This is a genomic window from Bradyrhizobium sp. SZCCHNR1051 (genome assembly GCF_032489615.1).
Lineage (GTDB): Bacteria > Pseudomonadota > Alphaproteobacteria > Rhizobiales > Xanthobacteraceae > Bradyrhizobium.
Window position 1 is genome coordinate 1 of sequence record NZ_JAUEYJ010000006.1, and the last position, 14493, is coordinate 14493.

At 66.7% G+C, this 14493-nt stretch carries 12 protein-coding genes and 1 riboswitch; of the genes, 6 read left to right on the forward strand and 6 right to left on the reverse strand.

The window, feature by feature from the left end; all coding sequences use genetic code 11:
• The 3 genes from QW868_RS08450 to QW868_RS08460 all read right to left on the reverse strand — a co-directional run.
• Positions 1–704: molybdopterin-dependent oxidoreductase (locus QW868_RS08450; protein ID WP_316230328.1), on the reverse strand; the 704-nt coding region annotated here is incomplete at its 3' end.
• Positions 705–718: 14 nt separating this feature from the next.
• Complete coding sequence (locus tag QW868_RS08455) at positions 719–1372, reverse strand: cytochrome b/b6 domain-containing protein (RefSeq protein WP_316230329.1); 654 nt, start codon at positions 1370–1372, stop codon at positions 719–721.
• A gap of 216 nt (positions 1373–1588) precedes the next feature.
• Entirely contained in the window at positions 1589–2143 is a 555-nt protein-coding gene (locus QW868_RS08460; RefSeq protein WP_315797904.1) for a fasciclin domain-containing protein, read from the reverse strand.
• Between the two features lie 481 nt (positions 2144–2624).
• Between QW868_RS08460 and QW868_RS08465 the strand changes: the two genes are divergently transcribed.
• Positions 2625–2993 carry a hypothetical protein gene (locus QW868_RS08465; protein ID WP_315811903.1) on the forward strand — a complete coding sequence of 123 codons (369 nt, stop codon included), beginning with the start codon at positions 2625–2627 and terminating at the stop codon, positions 2991–2993.
• A gap of 12 nt (positions 2994–3005) precedes the next feature.
• Here the strand turns inward: QW868_RS08465 and QW868_RS08470 are convergent, their stop codons facing one another.
• Complete coding sequence (locus tag QW868_RS08470; protein WP_315797905.1) at positions 3006–4193, reverse strand: DNA topoisomerase IB; 1188 nt, start codon at positions 4191–4193, stop codon at positions 3006–3008.
• A gap of 377 nt (positions 4194–4570) precedes the next feature.
• Between QW868_RS08470 and acs the strand changes: the two genes are divergently transcribed.
• On the forward strand, positions 4571–6523 hold the full coding sequence (acs, locus tag QW868_RS08475) for an acetate--CoA ligase (protein ID WP_315811902.1): 1953 nt from the start codon (positions 4571–4573) through the stop codon (positions 6521–6523).
• 189 nt (positions 6524–6712) lie between these two features.
• Complete coding sequence (locus QW868_RS08480) at positions 6713–7246, forward strand: L,D-transpeptidase (RefSeq protein ID WP_315812021.1); 534 nt, start codon at positions 6713–6715, stop codon at positions 7244–7246.
• Between the two features lie 84 nt (positions 7247–7330).
• On the opposite strand, the gene QW868_RS08485 is transcribed toward QW868_RS08480, so the two are convergent.
• Positions 7331–7585 carry a DUF1674 domain-containing protein gene (locus QW868_RS08485; protein ID WP_315740657.1) on the reverse strand — a complete coding sequence of 85 codons (255 nt, stop codon included), beginning with the start codon at positions 7583–7585 and terminating at the stop codon, positions 7331–7333.
• Positions 7586–7780: 195 nt separating this feature from the next.
• Here QW868_RS08485 and QW868_RS08490 point away from each other — a divergent pair, with 195 nt between their 5' ends.
• The 3 genes from QW868_RS08490 to purH all read left to right on the forward strand — a co-directional run bounded on the left by QW868_RS08490 (position 7781) and on the right by purH (position 12963).
• A complete protein-coding gene (locus tag QW868_RS08490; protein ID WP_315770591.1) occupies positions 7781–9133 on the forward strand; it encodes an RsmB/NOP family class I SAM-dependent RNA methyltransferase in 1353 nt (450 codons plus the stop codon).
• A gap of 244 nt (positions 9134–9377) precedes the next feature.
• Entirely contained in the window at positions 9378–11093 is a 1716-nt protein-coding gene (locus QW868_RS08495; protein ID WP_315758723.1) for a heparinase II/III family protein, read from the forward strand.
• Between the two features lie 173 nt (positions 11094–11266).
• Positions 11267–11347, forward strand: a riboswitch (ZMP/ZTP riboswitch).
• A 23-nt stretch (positions 11348–11370) separates the two neighbouring features.
• Positions 11371–12963 carry a bifunctional phosphoribosylaminoimidazolecarboxamide formyltransferase/IMP cyclohydrolase gene (gene purH, locus QW868_RS08500; protein ID WP_316230330.1) on the forward strand — a complete coding sequence of 531 codons (1593 nt, stop codon included), beginning with the start codon at positions 11371–11373 and terminating at the stop codon, positions 12961–12963.
• 78 nt (positions 12964–13041) lie between these two features.
• Here the strand turns inward: purH and QW868_RS08505 are convergent, their stop codons facing one another.
• Positions 13042–14445 carry an MFS transporter gene (locus tag QW868_RS08505; RefSeq protein ID WP_316230331.1) on the reverse strand — a complete coding sequence of 468 codons (1404 nt, stop codon included), beginning with the start codon at positions 14443–14445 and terminating at the stop codon, positions 13042–13044.
• Between the last annotated feature and the right edge of the window lie 48 nt (positions 14446–14493).

Genomic DNA, 14493 nt, shown 5'->3' on the forward strand with positions numbered 1-14493 from the left:
ACGTATTTCGGGTTCTTGAAGCCGAGCTTGGTGGGGACGCGGATCTTCATCGGGTAGCCATAGGCGCGCGGCAGGATCTGGTCGGCGAACTTGAAGGTCATCTGGGTCTGCGGATGCAGCGCGGTGCGCATGTCCAGAGGCGAGTTGTAGCCGTCCTTGTCGGCGCAGTTGAACCAGACATATTTCGCGCGGGTGTCCGCGCCGATCAGCTTGAGGAAATCGCGCAGCGGCGTGCCGGTCCAGGAGCCGATCGCGCTCCAGCCCTCGACGCAGATGTGGCGCGTGATCTGCGTCACCTGGGGCAGCGCATGCAGCTCGTCGAGCGTCCACGACTTCTTGTTGTCGACGAGGCCGCGCACCTCGAGCTTCCAGTCGGCGGCGTCGATCTCCGGCGCCTCGTCGAGCGTGTAGTAGGCATTGAACGGGAACGGCTTGGTGATCGCGCTCTCCGGGAAGGTCGGCGCCAGCGCGTCCGGATTGAACATCCAGGCCTGCACCGCGTCGTTGAACTTCGAGACCTTCTTGAGCAGCTCCTCGGCGGTGTCGCCGTCGACGACGTCGCAGCCGGCGAGCAAGGTCAGCGCGCCGAGGCTGGCGCCACCGGTGATGAAGCGGCGCCGCGTGAGATCGGGCATCACCTTCAGCGAGTCCTTGATCAGGAGCCGCTTGTCGACGCCGGGGATGAGGAACGGACGTTTCGCCATGGTTGTCTCTCCTCTCAGCGGCCGATGATCATCGCGCGCAGGCTCTTCGGCACCAGCAGCGCGAGCAGGATATGGATCACCAGGAAGGCGCAGATCAGCGCCATGCAGACGAAATGGACGTAGCGCGCCGCCGGATAGTCGCCGAACAGGCTCACCAGCCAATGCAGCTGCACCGGCTTCCACATCGACAGGCCCGTGAGCACGACGACGATGCCGACGCCGATGATGCCGAGATAGAGCAGCTTCTGCACCGCGTTGTAGACGGTGAGGTCGTCATGGGCGAGCTTGAACGTCAGCGCGGCCTTGAGGTCGGCGATGACGGACGCCGGCGAGATCGGCAGCAGCTTGCGGCGGAACCGGCCGGTGGCGAGACTGGTGACGAGATAGGCAAGGCCGTTCAGCATCAGCAGCCACATCGCCGCGAAGTGCCACAGCAGCGCGCCGCCGAGCCAGCCGCCGAGCGTGAAGCTGCGGTCGAAGCGGAAGTCGAACAGCGGCGAGGCGTTGTAGATCTGCCAGCCCGACATGATCATCATCATCATCGCGACGGCGTTGATCCAATGCATGACGCGCACCCAGGCCGGCTGAACGACCTTGGTCGCGACTCCAGTTACTGGTCCCCCCGTCGCCGCGAGGGTCGAGGGGGCGCCGGTGGTGGCGCTCGTCATGGCGGTCGGCTCCGTCGCTTGCATTTGCGTCGCTTGCATTCGTCACGCCAAGTATACGCCGGCTCGGCGGGCTCCGTTACACCCGCGGCGCCGATCAAGACGATACGCAGAATCGATCGCGTTCACAAAAAAGCGAGCCGGGGGTGGCCCGGCTCGCTCCTGGTCACATCCGCGAGGAGGAGGAAGAAACGGATGTGTCCGGTGTCGCGCCGGGCCTCACGACGCCGGCATCAGCACGGTGTCGACCACGTGGATGACGCCGTTCGACTGGTTGACGTTCGGGATCGTCACCATCGAAGTGCCGCCCTTGGCGTCGACGATCATGACGTTCCTGCCCTCGCGCTTGACGGTGAGCTGCTCGCCCTCGACCGTCTTCAGCATCTGGCCGTCCTTCAGGTCGGACGCCTCGAGCTTGCCGGGCACGACGTGGTAGGTGAGGATCTTGGTCAGCGTCGCCTTGTTCTCCGGCTTGACCAGACTGTCGACGGTGCCGGCCGGCAGCTTGCCGAAGGCGGTGTTGGTCGGCGCGAACACCGTGAACGGTCCCTTGCCTTCCAGCGTCGGCACCAGGCCGGCGGCCTTCACCGCGGCGACCAGCGTCGTATGATCCTTCGAGTTGACCGCGTTCTGCACGATGTTCTTCGACGGATACATCGCCGCGCCTCCGACCATCACGGTCTTCTCCTCGGCGCTGGCGGGCGCGACGAAGGTCGAGGTCAGCGACAGCGCGCTGAAGGCGGCGGCAGCGAGAAAGGCAATGCGCTTGGACATGGTTAGCTCCCTAATGAAGACGGCGGCAGAGCCGCGTGATGAGTTCGACTGCGACACCGATGCTGATCTTGAGCGGATGCGCTCTTGCGTCGTGTCAGGCCGAGCTACGCCGCGTTCGGAAGCGAGTTTCGGCGCATAATTTAACGTGATCCGTGAAACCTGCGGCGATCGAGATCGTCTCACCGACTCATTGAACGAGAGCCGCGCCGCAATGTCGCAGCCTGCTGCGAACTGATCACTCCACATCGGTCATTGGCCGACGTCGATGCGCGATCGCCAGCGCCATTAACTACGATGCGAGCCGAGGCCGGCCGAACCTGCCGAAAACATTGCGAGTAAGACTTTCTTAAGGTTGATTGGTCGGCACGGCGCCGGCTGCGGGAAGGGGATGTCCCGCACTGTCCGGCGCAATCGGCGGGGGTTTCCTACAGTGAACAGAACGATCTGGATTGCGGGGTTCTGCCTCGTGATAATCTGCTGCTTGCTTGCAACGAAGATGGTGCTTGCCGCGGTATCGCCCGGCGACATCGCGGGCGAAGCGACGTCGTCGCTGATCCGCGAGCCGATTCCCGGCGTTGATACGTTGAACGAGTCCGATCGCAGTTTCGAAACACCGCCGCTCGATCTCAACGAAGGCGCGCGCCTGCCGCTGCTCTCGAGGGCCGTGCGCGCGGAGGGACGTGGTGCGTCGGCTGCCCGCCGCGCCAAGCCAGCCAGCAAGTCGACCGTGCTGCGGCCGGCCAAGCGCGAGGCCGCGACGGTGAAGAGTGCGGCGGTGCCGTGCCGGCAGCTCGATCCGATCGCCCGCTTCCTTGCGTCGGCCAAGATCGGGACGCGCTGCCAGGCTTGATCGTTAGCTGCGTCAGGCCGAGACGGCCGTCACCACTTGCGCCAGCAATTGCTCGCGCCGCGTCTGCGAGCGCTGGCCCTTCATGGTGGCGGCGAAGCGTTCGAGAATGCCGTCCTCGAACGCCGTGACGATGGTGTCGTGCACATAGCTGCGGCGGCAGATCGCCGGCGTGTTGGTGAGCTCGTCGGCGGCGGCGCGGATCGCTTCCAGGATCTGCTTCTTGCGGCCGCGCGCGCTCGCCGCCGGCGTGATCCGCGACAAGGTCTCCAGCGCGACGGCGGAGGCCATCAGCGTGCGGAAATCCTTCAGCGAGATCTTGATGCCGGCGATCTCGCGCAGGAAGGCATTGACCTGCGTGGTCGAGACCGCACGCACGACGCCCTGCGCGTCGCGATACTGGAACATGCGCCGGCCGGGCACGCCGCGCAGGATGCCGACGGCCCGCACCAACTTGGCGGCGTCGCATTCCTTGCGCACGGCCTTGCCGCCCTTGGCCTTGAAGGTGAGCACCAGGCTGTCGTCCTCGAGCGCGACGTTCGACTTCAAGAGCGTGGTGGCGCCGCGGGTGCCGTTCAGCCGCGCATAGGATTCGTTGCCGGGGCGGATTGCCGTGCGCGCGATCAGCTCGATGACAGCAGCGAGCGCGAACTCGCGCGTCGGCTCGTCGCCGGCGAGATGTTTCGACACCGCGCGACGGATGCGCGGCAGCGCGCCGACGAGCTTGGCGAGGCGATGCGCCTTGCGATGCTCGCGCACCTTCTCCCAGTCGGCGTGATAGCGGTATTGCAGCCGGCCGGCGGCGTCGACGCCGACCGCCTGCAGGTGCAGGCTCGGGTCGGGGGCGTAGCGTACCTCGCGATAGGCCGGCGGCACCGCCATGGCGTGCAGGCGGCGGATCGTGCCGGCGTGGCGGATCGGGGTGCCATTGGCGCGGATGAAGGTATAGCTCTTGCCGCGCTTGATGCGGCGGATGGTCAGCTCGGCCTGGTCACCGAGCTTCAGCCCGATGCGCTTGGCGAGCTCCTCGACCGAGGTCTTGGCATTGCCCTGGGCGTCGGCGGTCTTGGCGTGGGCCAGATCCTTCAAGGTCAGCTTGCGGCGCGGCGGCTTGGACGGCCACTGGCCCAGCGCTTTCGCGAGCGCGACCTCGGCGTCGGCCGGGCCGACCCGCGGGCTCTCGAAATTCTGCTGGTCCATCATTGCTTTAGACGCCCTGCCGTCGTGTTGATCCGCTCAATGCCCCGGAGTCCGGTTTGGTTCCGGCCCAGTTATCCACAGCTTCAAGGCGATTTAGGGCGTGATGGGCCGGATAGCGAGTCCCTAATTTTGGGCAAAGCGGTTTCAAAATACCGGACGGCGACCCGATTCTGGGTAACCTTGATGCTGCTGATTGTCGCGACCTCTGCCGCGCGGCCGGCTGCCGCAACCTCCGCGCACAATTCTTTGATCCTGCGCAGACCGGGTCCCCGCCGAAGGTTCTACTTGTCTTGCCTTGTCGCCGCCGGTTACGCGGACGCATAGTGGGAACAACGACGGCCTGCGCTGGACCACGGCGGGCCGCATGTGGAGGGTGTGAAATGTCCGAGAAGATCTACGACGTTCCGGCCGAGTGGGCGAAACGCGCCTTTGTCGACGACGCGAAGTACCAGGAGATGTACGCGCGCTCGATCAAGGATCCCAACGGCTTCTGGGCCGAGCAGGCCAGGCGCGTCGACTGGGTCAAGGCGCCGACGAAGATCGAGAACGTCTCCTTCGCCCCCGGCAACATCTCGATCAAATGGTTCGAGGACGGCGTCCTCAACGCCGCCTACAACTGCGTCGACCGTCACCTCGCCACCCGCGGCGACCAGACCGCGATCATCTGGGAGGGCGACGACCCCTCGCAATCCAAGCGCATCACCTATCGCGAGCTGCACGACGAGGTGTGCAGGATGGCCAACATCCTGCGCAACCGCAACGTCAAGAAGGGCGACCGCGTCACCATCTATCTGCCGATGATCCCGGAAGCCGCCTATGCAATGCTGGCCTGCGCCCGCATCGGCGCCATCCACTCGGTGGTGTTCGCCGGGTTCTCGCCGGACTCGCTTGCCCAGCGCATCAAGGACTGCGATTCCAAGATCATCATCACCGCCGACGAGGGCCTGCGCGGCGGCCGCAAGGTGCCGCTCAAGGCCAATGTCGATGCCGCGCTGAACAAGGTCGACAATGTCGACTGGGTCGTCGTGGTCAAGCGCACCGGCGGCAAGATCGAGATGAACCCGAGCCGCGACCTCTGGTACCACGAGGCCGCGGAGATGGTGACCACCGAGTGCCCGTGCGAGCCGATGCATGCGGAGGATCCGCTGTTCATCCTCTACACCTCGGGCTCGACCGGCCAGCCCAAGGGCGTGCTACACACCACCGGCGGCTATCTCGTCTACGCCGCGATGACGCATCAATACGTGTTCGACTATCACGACGGCGACGTCTACTGGTGCACCGCCGACGTCGGCTGGGTCACCGGCCACAGCTACATTCTCTATGGGCCGCTGGCCAATGGCGCGATCACGCTGATGTTCGAAGGCGTGCCGAACTATCCGGACAATTCGCGGTTCTGGAACGTCATCGACAAGCACAAGGTCAACATCTTCTACACCGCGCCGACCGCGATCCGCGCCCTGATGCAGGGCGGCGACGGGCCGGTCAAGAAGACCTCGCGCGCGTCTCTGCGCCTGCTCGGCTCGGTCGGCGAGCCGATCAATCCGGAAGCCTGGGAGTGGTATCACCGCGTCGTCGGCGACGACCGCTGCCCGATCGTCGACACCTGGTGGCAGACCGAGACCGGCGGCATCCTGATCACGCCGCTGCCGGGCGCGACCAAATTGAAGCCGGGTTCGGCGACGCGGCCGTTCTTCGGCGTCGTGCCGGAGATCGTCGATGCCGACGGCAAGCCGCTGGAGGGCGCGACCGAAGGCAATCTCTGCCTCACCCGCTCCTGGCCGGGCCAGATGCGCACCGTCTATGGCGACCATGCCCGGTTCGAGATGACCTACTTCTCGACCTACAAGGGCAAGTACTTCACCGGCGACGGCTGCCGCCGCGACGCCGACGGCTACTATTGGATCACCGGCCGCGTCGACGACGTCATCAACGTCTCCGGCCACCGCATGGGCACCGCCGAGGTGGAGAGCGCGCTGGTCGCCCACGCCAAGGTCTCGGAAGCCGCCGTGGTCGGCTATCCCCACGACATCAAGGGCCAGGGCATCTACGCCTATGTCACCCTGATGGCCGGCGAGCAGCCGAGCGAGGAGCTGCGCAAGGAGCTCGTCGCCTGGGTGCGCAAGGAGATCGGCCCGATCGCCTCGCCCGACCAGATCCAGTTCGCCCCTGGCCTGCCCAAGACCCGCTCCGGCAAGATCATGCGCCGCATCCTGCGCAAGATCGCCGAGGACGAGCCGGGCGCGCTGGGCGACACCTCGACCCTCGCCGATCCCGGCGTGGTCGACGACCTCGTGCAGCACCGTCAGAACCGCAAGGAGAAGCAGGCGTAGGCACGCCATGCTCGGCGGGCGCGAGACGCGCTCGCCGCAGTCGTCAAGGCCCATCGCACTCCCGCGGCTGATTCCGCGGGAGTGTTGTTTTCAGGTCATTTACTTGCAGACGAAGTTTTTCTTTCCTCAAGCCATCCGCGTGCTCCCGGCCGGGGAGCAGGCGCCGCGGAACGGCCTTAGGGGATGGAAATGCGGACTGGGGCGGTCGGGCTGACAATAAAGGCCGCGATGGTGGCCGCGTCGGTGGTCGGAGCCATGGTCACGACGGCCGACTCTGCGTCGGCCCGTCCCGAGCTGGTCGCCATCGCCGGCGACTATTCGCCGGGCACGATCGTGGTGAGGACCGGCGAGCGGAAGCTCTATCTCGTGCTCGATGGCAGCCACGCCATGCGCTACACGGTCGGCGTCGGCAAGGCCGGCCGGCAATGGGCCGGCACCACCAAGATCGACGGCAAGTACAGATATCCGGCCTGGGCGCCGCCGGCCGACGTCAAGCGCGACAAGCCCAACATCCCCGACGTGATCCCCGGCGGCTCGCCGCAGAACCCGATGGGCGTCGCCGCCATGACGCTCGCGGGCGGCGAATATGCGATCCATGGCACCAACGTGCCAAACTCGGTCGGCGGCTACGTGTCCTACGGCTGCATCCGCATGCTCAACACCGACATCACCGATCTCTACGAGCGCGTGTCGATCGGCACGACGGTGGTTGTCACGCGCTGAGTCACCGTTGCGATACGGGAGCGCAGCGAACGCGGGACCGGCGAGCCCGGCGCCGAACCGCGAACGTCGCGCGCGGACATCCCGTCAGAAGTCCGAGATGATTCCCTTTTTCTCCCAGTCGCCGTAACGGGTCGGCTCCGGCCCTTTCGGCCCCTGCAACTCCGTCGGCATCGGCTTCGTCTGTTCTGCTGCCAGTCGGCGGCGTTCCTCAGCCTCGGCCAGCGCGCGCTGCGCGGCCGGCGTCAGCGGCTTGCGCGGATTGTCGTTGCTGGCGACCACCGACAATGCGGGCCTGGTCTCAGGCCCGCTCTTGGACTCACTCTTGGGCTCGTTACTCATCGTACCATTCCACCGTTGAACCGGATCGTTCCCGATATCATCAGATCGTGTGAGCGCACGCGATAAAACAGGTCTAAAAAATGCGGAGCCGATTCTTACATTTGGCATATTCCGGTGACAGAGGACCCGCAAGCTGATGGCATGCACCCGATCGTCGCGGAACTGCCTTTCTTCTTTCGCGAGTAATTCCCAGGCATGCCTCCGCCGCGTTTTGCGACCCCTTCCGAAGTCCCAGGCCTGGCGGCACGCCGCATCGCCGCCGACGTGGTTGACGGCGTGCTGCACAAGCATCGCACCCTCGACGATCAGCTCGACGGAACCGGCGCGCATCCCGGACTGAAGCATCTCGCCGACCGCGACCGCGCGCTGATGCGCCGGCTGGTCGCCACCACCCTGCGGCGGCTCGGAACGCTCGGCCACGTGCTGTCGCGGCTGTTGGATCGCGGCGTGCCGACCGACGCGCCGCGGGCGCAGAGCGCGCTCTTGATCGGCGCCGCCCAGATCCTGTGGATGGACGTCCCCGACCACGCCGCCGTCGACCTCTCCGTCCGCCTGGTCCAGGCCGACCGCCGCGCCGCGAAGTATGCCGGGCTCGTCAACGCGGTGCTGCGGCGCTGCGCGCGCGAGGGTGCGGGCCTGCTCGACGACGCCACCGGCCAGCCGCTCGACATCGCACCCTGGCTGCTCAAGCGCTGGATCGATCATTACGGCGAAGCGACCGCGAAGGACATCGCCGCGGCGCTCGGCCAGGAGCCGTCGCTCGACCTGACAGTGAAGTCGGACCCGGCGCAATGGGCGTCGCGACTGCATGGTGAGGTGCTGCCGACCGGGACCGTGCGCACCGTGCTGCATGGTTCGGTGACAGTCCTGCCGGGCTTCGTCGAGGGCCAATGGTGGGTGCAGGACGCCGCCGCCGCCCTGCCTGCACGGCTGCTCGGCGACGTCGGCGGCAAGACCATCGCCGACCTCTGCGCCGCACCCGGCGGCAAGACGGCCCAGCTTGCCCACGGCGGCGCCCGCGTCACCGCGGTCGACCGGTCGCCGGCCCGGATGAACCGGCTGAAGGACAACATGACCCGGCTGCAGCTCACGGCCGAGACGGTCGTGGCCGATGCCGCCGAATGGCAGCCCGCCGAAAGCGGCGGCTTCGACGGCCTGCTGCTTGATGCCCCCTGCACCTCAACCGGCACCATTCGGCGCCATCCCGATGTCGGCTGGTTGCGCAGCGAGGCCGACATCGCCGCCCTGTCAGCACTCCAGGCGCGGCTGCTGACCCGAGCGAGCGGCCTGCTCAAGCCGGGCGGAACCCTGGTCTACTGTACCTGTTCGCTGGAGCCCGAGGAGGGCGAGCAGGTGGTCGAGCGCGTGCTGGCCGAAACCACCGAGCTGCGCCGCATCCCCGTCACCCCTGGCGAGGTGGCAGGACTGGCCGAGCTGGTCACACCGGCCGGCGACCTGCGCACTCTGCCCTGCCATTTGCCGCACCAGGACCCCCGGCTTGGCGGTCTCGACGGATTTTATGCGGCGAGACTGGAGCGGCGGCCGTGAGCGTGTCATCGTACGCGCCGTGCGCCGGCCCTGCGTCGGTCGCGGGTTGAGGGCGTCGGCGTTGCGTTAGTCCGTTAAATCCTGATTTTGCACCAGATTCTGGTCCCGCGATGGTGCTGCACCGGGGCCAAAAATGGTGTATCGGCGGCAGTTGCGATCTATGAAGGATGCGCAACCGAATCCCCCTCTGAATCCAAGGCTTGGCGTGTCCGCCGCTCAACGCAGACGCATATCGACGCTGGTGATGGGCCGCTTTGCGCGCAGCCTGATGTCCAACGTCAGCGGTGTATCGGTATCCGTGTCCGGCTTGTGGCCCGGACGGGCGGACCGACTCATCATTGCGCCGCATGATCTGCGCACTTCGGACGCGACACGGGCCGCCGAGATCTATGCCGGCCGCTTCGTCTTCGCCGGCAAGATCGTGACCTGCCATGGCCGCTCGATCTTCGACCTGGAGCCGCCATCGGAGGATTGGGAGGTCGCCCTGCTCGGCTTCGGCTGGCTGCGACATCTGCGCGCAGCCGACACCGCGCTGACCCGCGCCAACGCCCGTGCCCTGGTCGACGACTGGATCACCAACCAGATCGGCCGCCATCCGCTGAGCCGGCGCGCCGACGTGCTGGCCCGGCGGGTGATCTCGCTGCTGTCGCAGGCGCCGCTGGTGCTGGCCGATTCCGACGGCAAGTTCTACCGCCGCTATCTTCGGGGGCTGACCCGCGAGATCCGCTATCTGCGCTATTCGACCATCGACATCCCGGATGGCGCGCCGCGGCTGCAGGTGCTGATCGCACTGTGTTACGCGGCGCTGTGCCTCGCCAACCAGGCCAAGCACATCCGCAGCGCGACCCGAAAACTCTCCGACGAATTGCAGCGGCAGATCCTGCCCGATGGCGGCCACGTGTCGCGCAATCCGGGCGCGCTGATCGAGCTGCTGATCGACCTGCTGCCGCTGCGGCAGACGTTTGCGGCCCGCAACATCGCCCCGCCGCCGGCGCTGCTCAACGCCATCGACCGCATGATGCCGATGCTGCGCTTCTTCCGGCACGGCGACGGCAACATGGCGCTGTTCAATGGCATGGGCGGCACCCCGTCCGACCTGCTGGCGACCCTGCTCGCCTACGACGACACCCACGGCACGCCGATGGCGAGCATGCCGCATTCCGGTTTCCAGCGGCTCGACGCGGGACCGATGACGGTGATCGTCGACACCGGTGCGCCGCCGCCGCCGCATCTGAGCCATGAGGCCCATGCCGGCTGTCTCGCCTTCGAGATGTCCTCCGGACCGTGCCGCATCGTGATCAATTGCGGCATGCCGTCCACCGGCCGCGACAATTGGCGCGCCTTCGCGCGCAGCACGGTGGCGCATTCGACGCTGACCTATCACAACACCTCGTCCTGCACCTTCGTCGAGATGTCGGCGATGAAGCGCCTGCTGCATGGCGCGCCGATCGTGTCGGGTCCGACGCGGGTCGAGAACTTCCGCGAGGTCGTGCCTGACGGCACCGTGCTATCGACCTCGCACAATGGCTACGCGGCGAAGTTCGGCCTCGTCCACCGCCGCGTGCTGGTGGCGGCCGAGGACGGCTCCCGGCTGGACGGCGAGGACACCGTGACGCCGGCGCAGGGCGCCCGTCTTCGCGGCGGCGGCTCGGACTACGCGCTGCGCTTCCACCTGCATCCGGCCGTCAAGGCCAGCCGGCTCAGCGACGGCCGCGGCGCCATGCTGGTGCTGCCCAATCGCGAGGTCTGGACGTTCGAGACGTTCGACGATCGCGTCGATCTCGAGGACAGCGTGTTTCTCGCCGGCAATGACGGTCCGCGCCGCACCACGCAACTGGTGATCCGGCAGGACGCGCAGCAGGCCCCGTCGATCCGCTGGAGCTTCGTGCGCTCGTCGGCGTCGCCGACCGAGACCAACGGACGCCGCAACGCGCGGAGAGAGCCGGAATTGCCGCTGTAACACCCTGGCTCTCGCTTCTCAGATCATCTCACATCACCGTCCGTCGAGCCGTCTGCCTTCGGCGGGCCCTCGGAACGCGGCCGACGTTCGGGCGGCTCATCGTGAGATGTGCGGCCAAGATGATCGTTCGATCGCCCACCCGTTGTCGCGGGCGGCAAAAGCTGATATGAGGCCCGCTCTCGTGCGACTGGCGACTTTGGATGGAGCACCATCGGGGAGCGCGGGATTGACCGCCGTGCGCCTGGGCAAATTGAACTCCTGCACAAGGACTCTGCCCATGACCAATCAGCTTCGTCGCGTTCACCGTGCCCTGTTATCCGTTTCCGACAAGACCGGTCTGGTCGAGTTCGCGCGCGCGCTTGCGGCGCGCGGTGTCGAGCTCGTATCGACCGGCGGCACCGCCAGGGCGATTTCCGAGGCCGGCCTGAAGGTCAAGGACGTCTCCGACCTCACCGGCTTTCCGGAGATGATGGACGGCCGCGTCAAGACCCTGCACCCCAAGGTGCATGGCGGCCTGCTCGCGATCCGCGGCAATGATGAGCATGCGGCGGCGATGAAGAGCCACGACATCGCGCCGATCGACCTGCTCGTCGTCAACCTCTACCCGTTCGAGGCCACGGTCGAGCGCGGCGCCGCGTTCAACGACTGCATCGAAAACATCGACATCGGCGGCCCGGCGATGATCCGCGCTGCGTCGAAGAACCACGAGGACGTCGCCGTAGTGGTCGACGTCAACGACTATCACGCCGTGCTCGACGACCTGACGCGGCATGACGGCTCGACCACGCTACTGCTGCGCCGCCGACTTGCTGCCAAGGCCTATGCGCGCACTGCCGCCTATGACGCCGCGATCTCCAACTGGTTCGCCGCCACCATCCAGAACGACGCGCCCGATTACCGCGCCTTCGGCGGCAAGCTGATCCAGTCACTGCGCTATGGCGAGAACCCGCATCAGCATGCGGCGTTCTACGCGCTGCCCGGCCGCCGTCCGGGCGTCGCCACCGCGCGCCAGTTGCAAGGCAAGGAGCTGTCCTACAACAACATCAACGACACCGACGCGGCCTATGAGTGCATCGCCGAGTTCGACCCGGCGCGCACCGCCGCCTGTGTCATCGTCAAGCACGCCAATCCCTGCGGCGTCGCGGAAGGGCCCGATCTCGTCACCGCCTATCAGAAGGCGTTGGCCTGCGATTCGACCTCGGCGTTCGGCGGCATCATCGCGATGAACCGCAAGCTCGACGCCGCCACGGCACGCGCGATCACCGGCATCTTCACCGAGGTGATCATCGCGCCCGACGCCACCGAGGAGGCGATCTCCATCATCGCCGGCCGCAAGAACCTGCGGCTGCTGCTCGCCGGCGCCCTGCCCGATCCGCGCGAGGCCGGCCTGACCGCGAAGACGGTGTCCGGCGGCCTTCTGGTGCAGAGCCGCGACAATGCCGTCGTCGATGACATGGAGCTGAAGGTGGTGACCAAGCGCGCGCCCACCGAGGCCGAGCTGCGTGACCTGCGCTTCGCCTTCCGCGTCGCCAAGCACGTCAAGTCGAACACCATCGTCTATGCCAAGGATTCGGCAACGGTCGGCATCGGCGCCGGGCAGATGAGCCGGGTCGATTCGGCGCGCATCGCCGCGCGCAAGGCGCTGGATGCGGCCGCGGAGCTGAAGCTCGCCGAGCCCCTGACCAAGGGATCGGTCGTCGCCTCCGACGCGTTCTTCCCGTTCGCCGACGGCATGCTCGCCTGCATCGAGGCCGGCGCCACCGCAGTGATCCAGCCGGGCGGCTCGGTGAAGGACGACGAGGTCATCAAGGCGGCTGACGAGCACGGCATCGCCATGGTGCTGACCGGCGTGCGGCACTTCCGGCACTAGCGAGGTCGTCATTGCCGGGCTTGACCCGGCAATCCATCGTCTAAAGAAGAGCCTGTCGAAGCGGGATGGATGCCCGGGTCAAGCCCGGGCATGACGGTCTGAGTTGACCCGCGCCAGCAACACCAGCCCCACCGCAAAGAACGGCACGAGCACGGCCATGCCGGCCTTCTGGCTCGCGGTGACCGCGGTGATGGTGCCGATCAGCAATGGCCCGATGAACGACGTCACCTTGCCGGTGAGCGCGAACAGACCGAAATATTGCGCCACGCGCTCCTTCGGCACCATCCGGATCAGCAGCGAGCGCGAGGCCGCCTGCAGCGGCGCGCCGCAGGCGCCGATGATGCAGCCGAGCAGCAGGTAGGCGCGCTCCGGCAGCGTGGCGAACAGCGGGCCGCCGGGCGCAGCCGGCGTGACCGCGATCAACAGAACCGAATCACGGCTCACCATGAGAATCGCGATGATCGCGAGCAGCAGCAAGGTCATGCTGCCGGCGATCACTCGCTTCGGCCCAAGAAGATCATCGAGCTTGCCGCCAAGCCAGCCGCCGAACGTGCCGGCAGCGGCGAGGATGATGCCGAAGGTGCCGATCTGGATCGTGTTCCAGCCGAACGTGCCGGCCGCATAGATGCCGCCGAACGCGAACAGCGACACCAGCCCATCGGTGTAGATCATGTTGGCGAGGAGAAAGAACGCAACGTCACGTTGCTGCGGCAGGCTGCGCAATGTCTCCTTCAACTGACCGATGCCTTCGCGCACGGCCGCGCCCAGCCGGTGCCGCGCCGGAAAGTCCGGTGTGAACAGGAACATCGGCAGCACGAACACGATGAACCAGAGCCCGGTGAGCGGACCGGAGATGCGGTCGCCTTCATGGCTCACCGGATCGAGCCCGAACAGCGGCTTGAATCCAAACAGCGTGCGGCCGCTATCGGGATTGGCGGCGAGAAAGCCGAGCACGATGACGAGCGAGAGGATGCCGCCGACATAGCCGGTGGCCCATCCGGTGCCGGACAGCCGGCCGATGCGTTCCGGCGGCACCAAGGTCGGCATCATCGCGTTGTTGAACACCGTGGCGAACTCGACTCCAATGGTGGCGATCACATAGGCCGCGAGCAGCGGCGGGATCAGATCGGGCGCGCCGGGACGCCCGATCCACATCAGCGAGGCGCCGATCACCAGCATCGCGCCGAACGCCGCGATCCATGGCTTGCGGCGGCCGGTGGCATCGGCGATGGCGCCGAACACCGGTGACAGCAGCGCGATGACGATGCCGGCCGCGGCGGTCGCAAAGCCCCACAGCGCCTGGCCGCTCGCCGCGTCCGGCGCGACATGCGCCGCGAAATAGGGCGCGAAGACGAAGGTCGTGATCAGCGTGAAATAGGGCTGCGCCGCCCAATCGAAGAAGATCCAGCTGACGACGGCCGCGCGCCCGGGATAGATTCGGCCGTCGGCAGTGCCAGAGGTCTCGATCGTGGTGACGGCCATTCGAAGATCCTTTGCGATCACGGCGTCGCATCCTGCGACGATCACGGT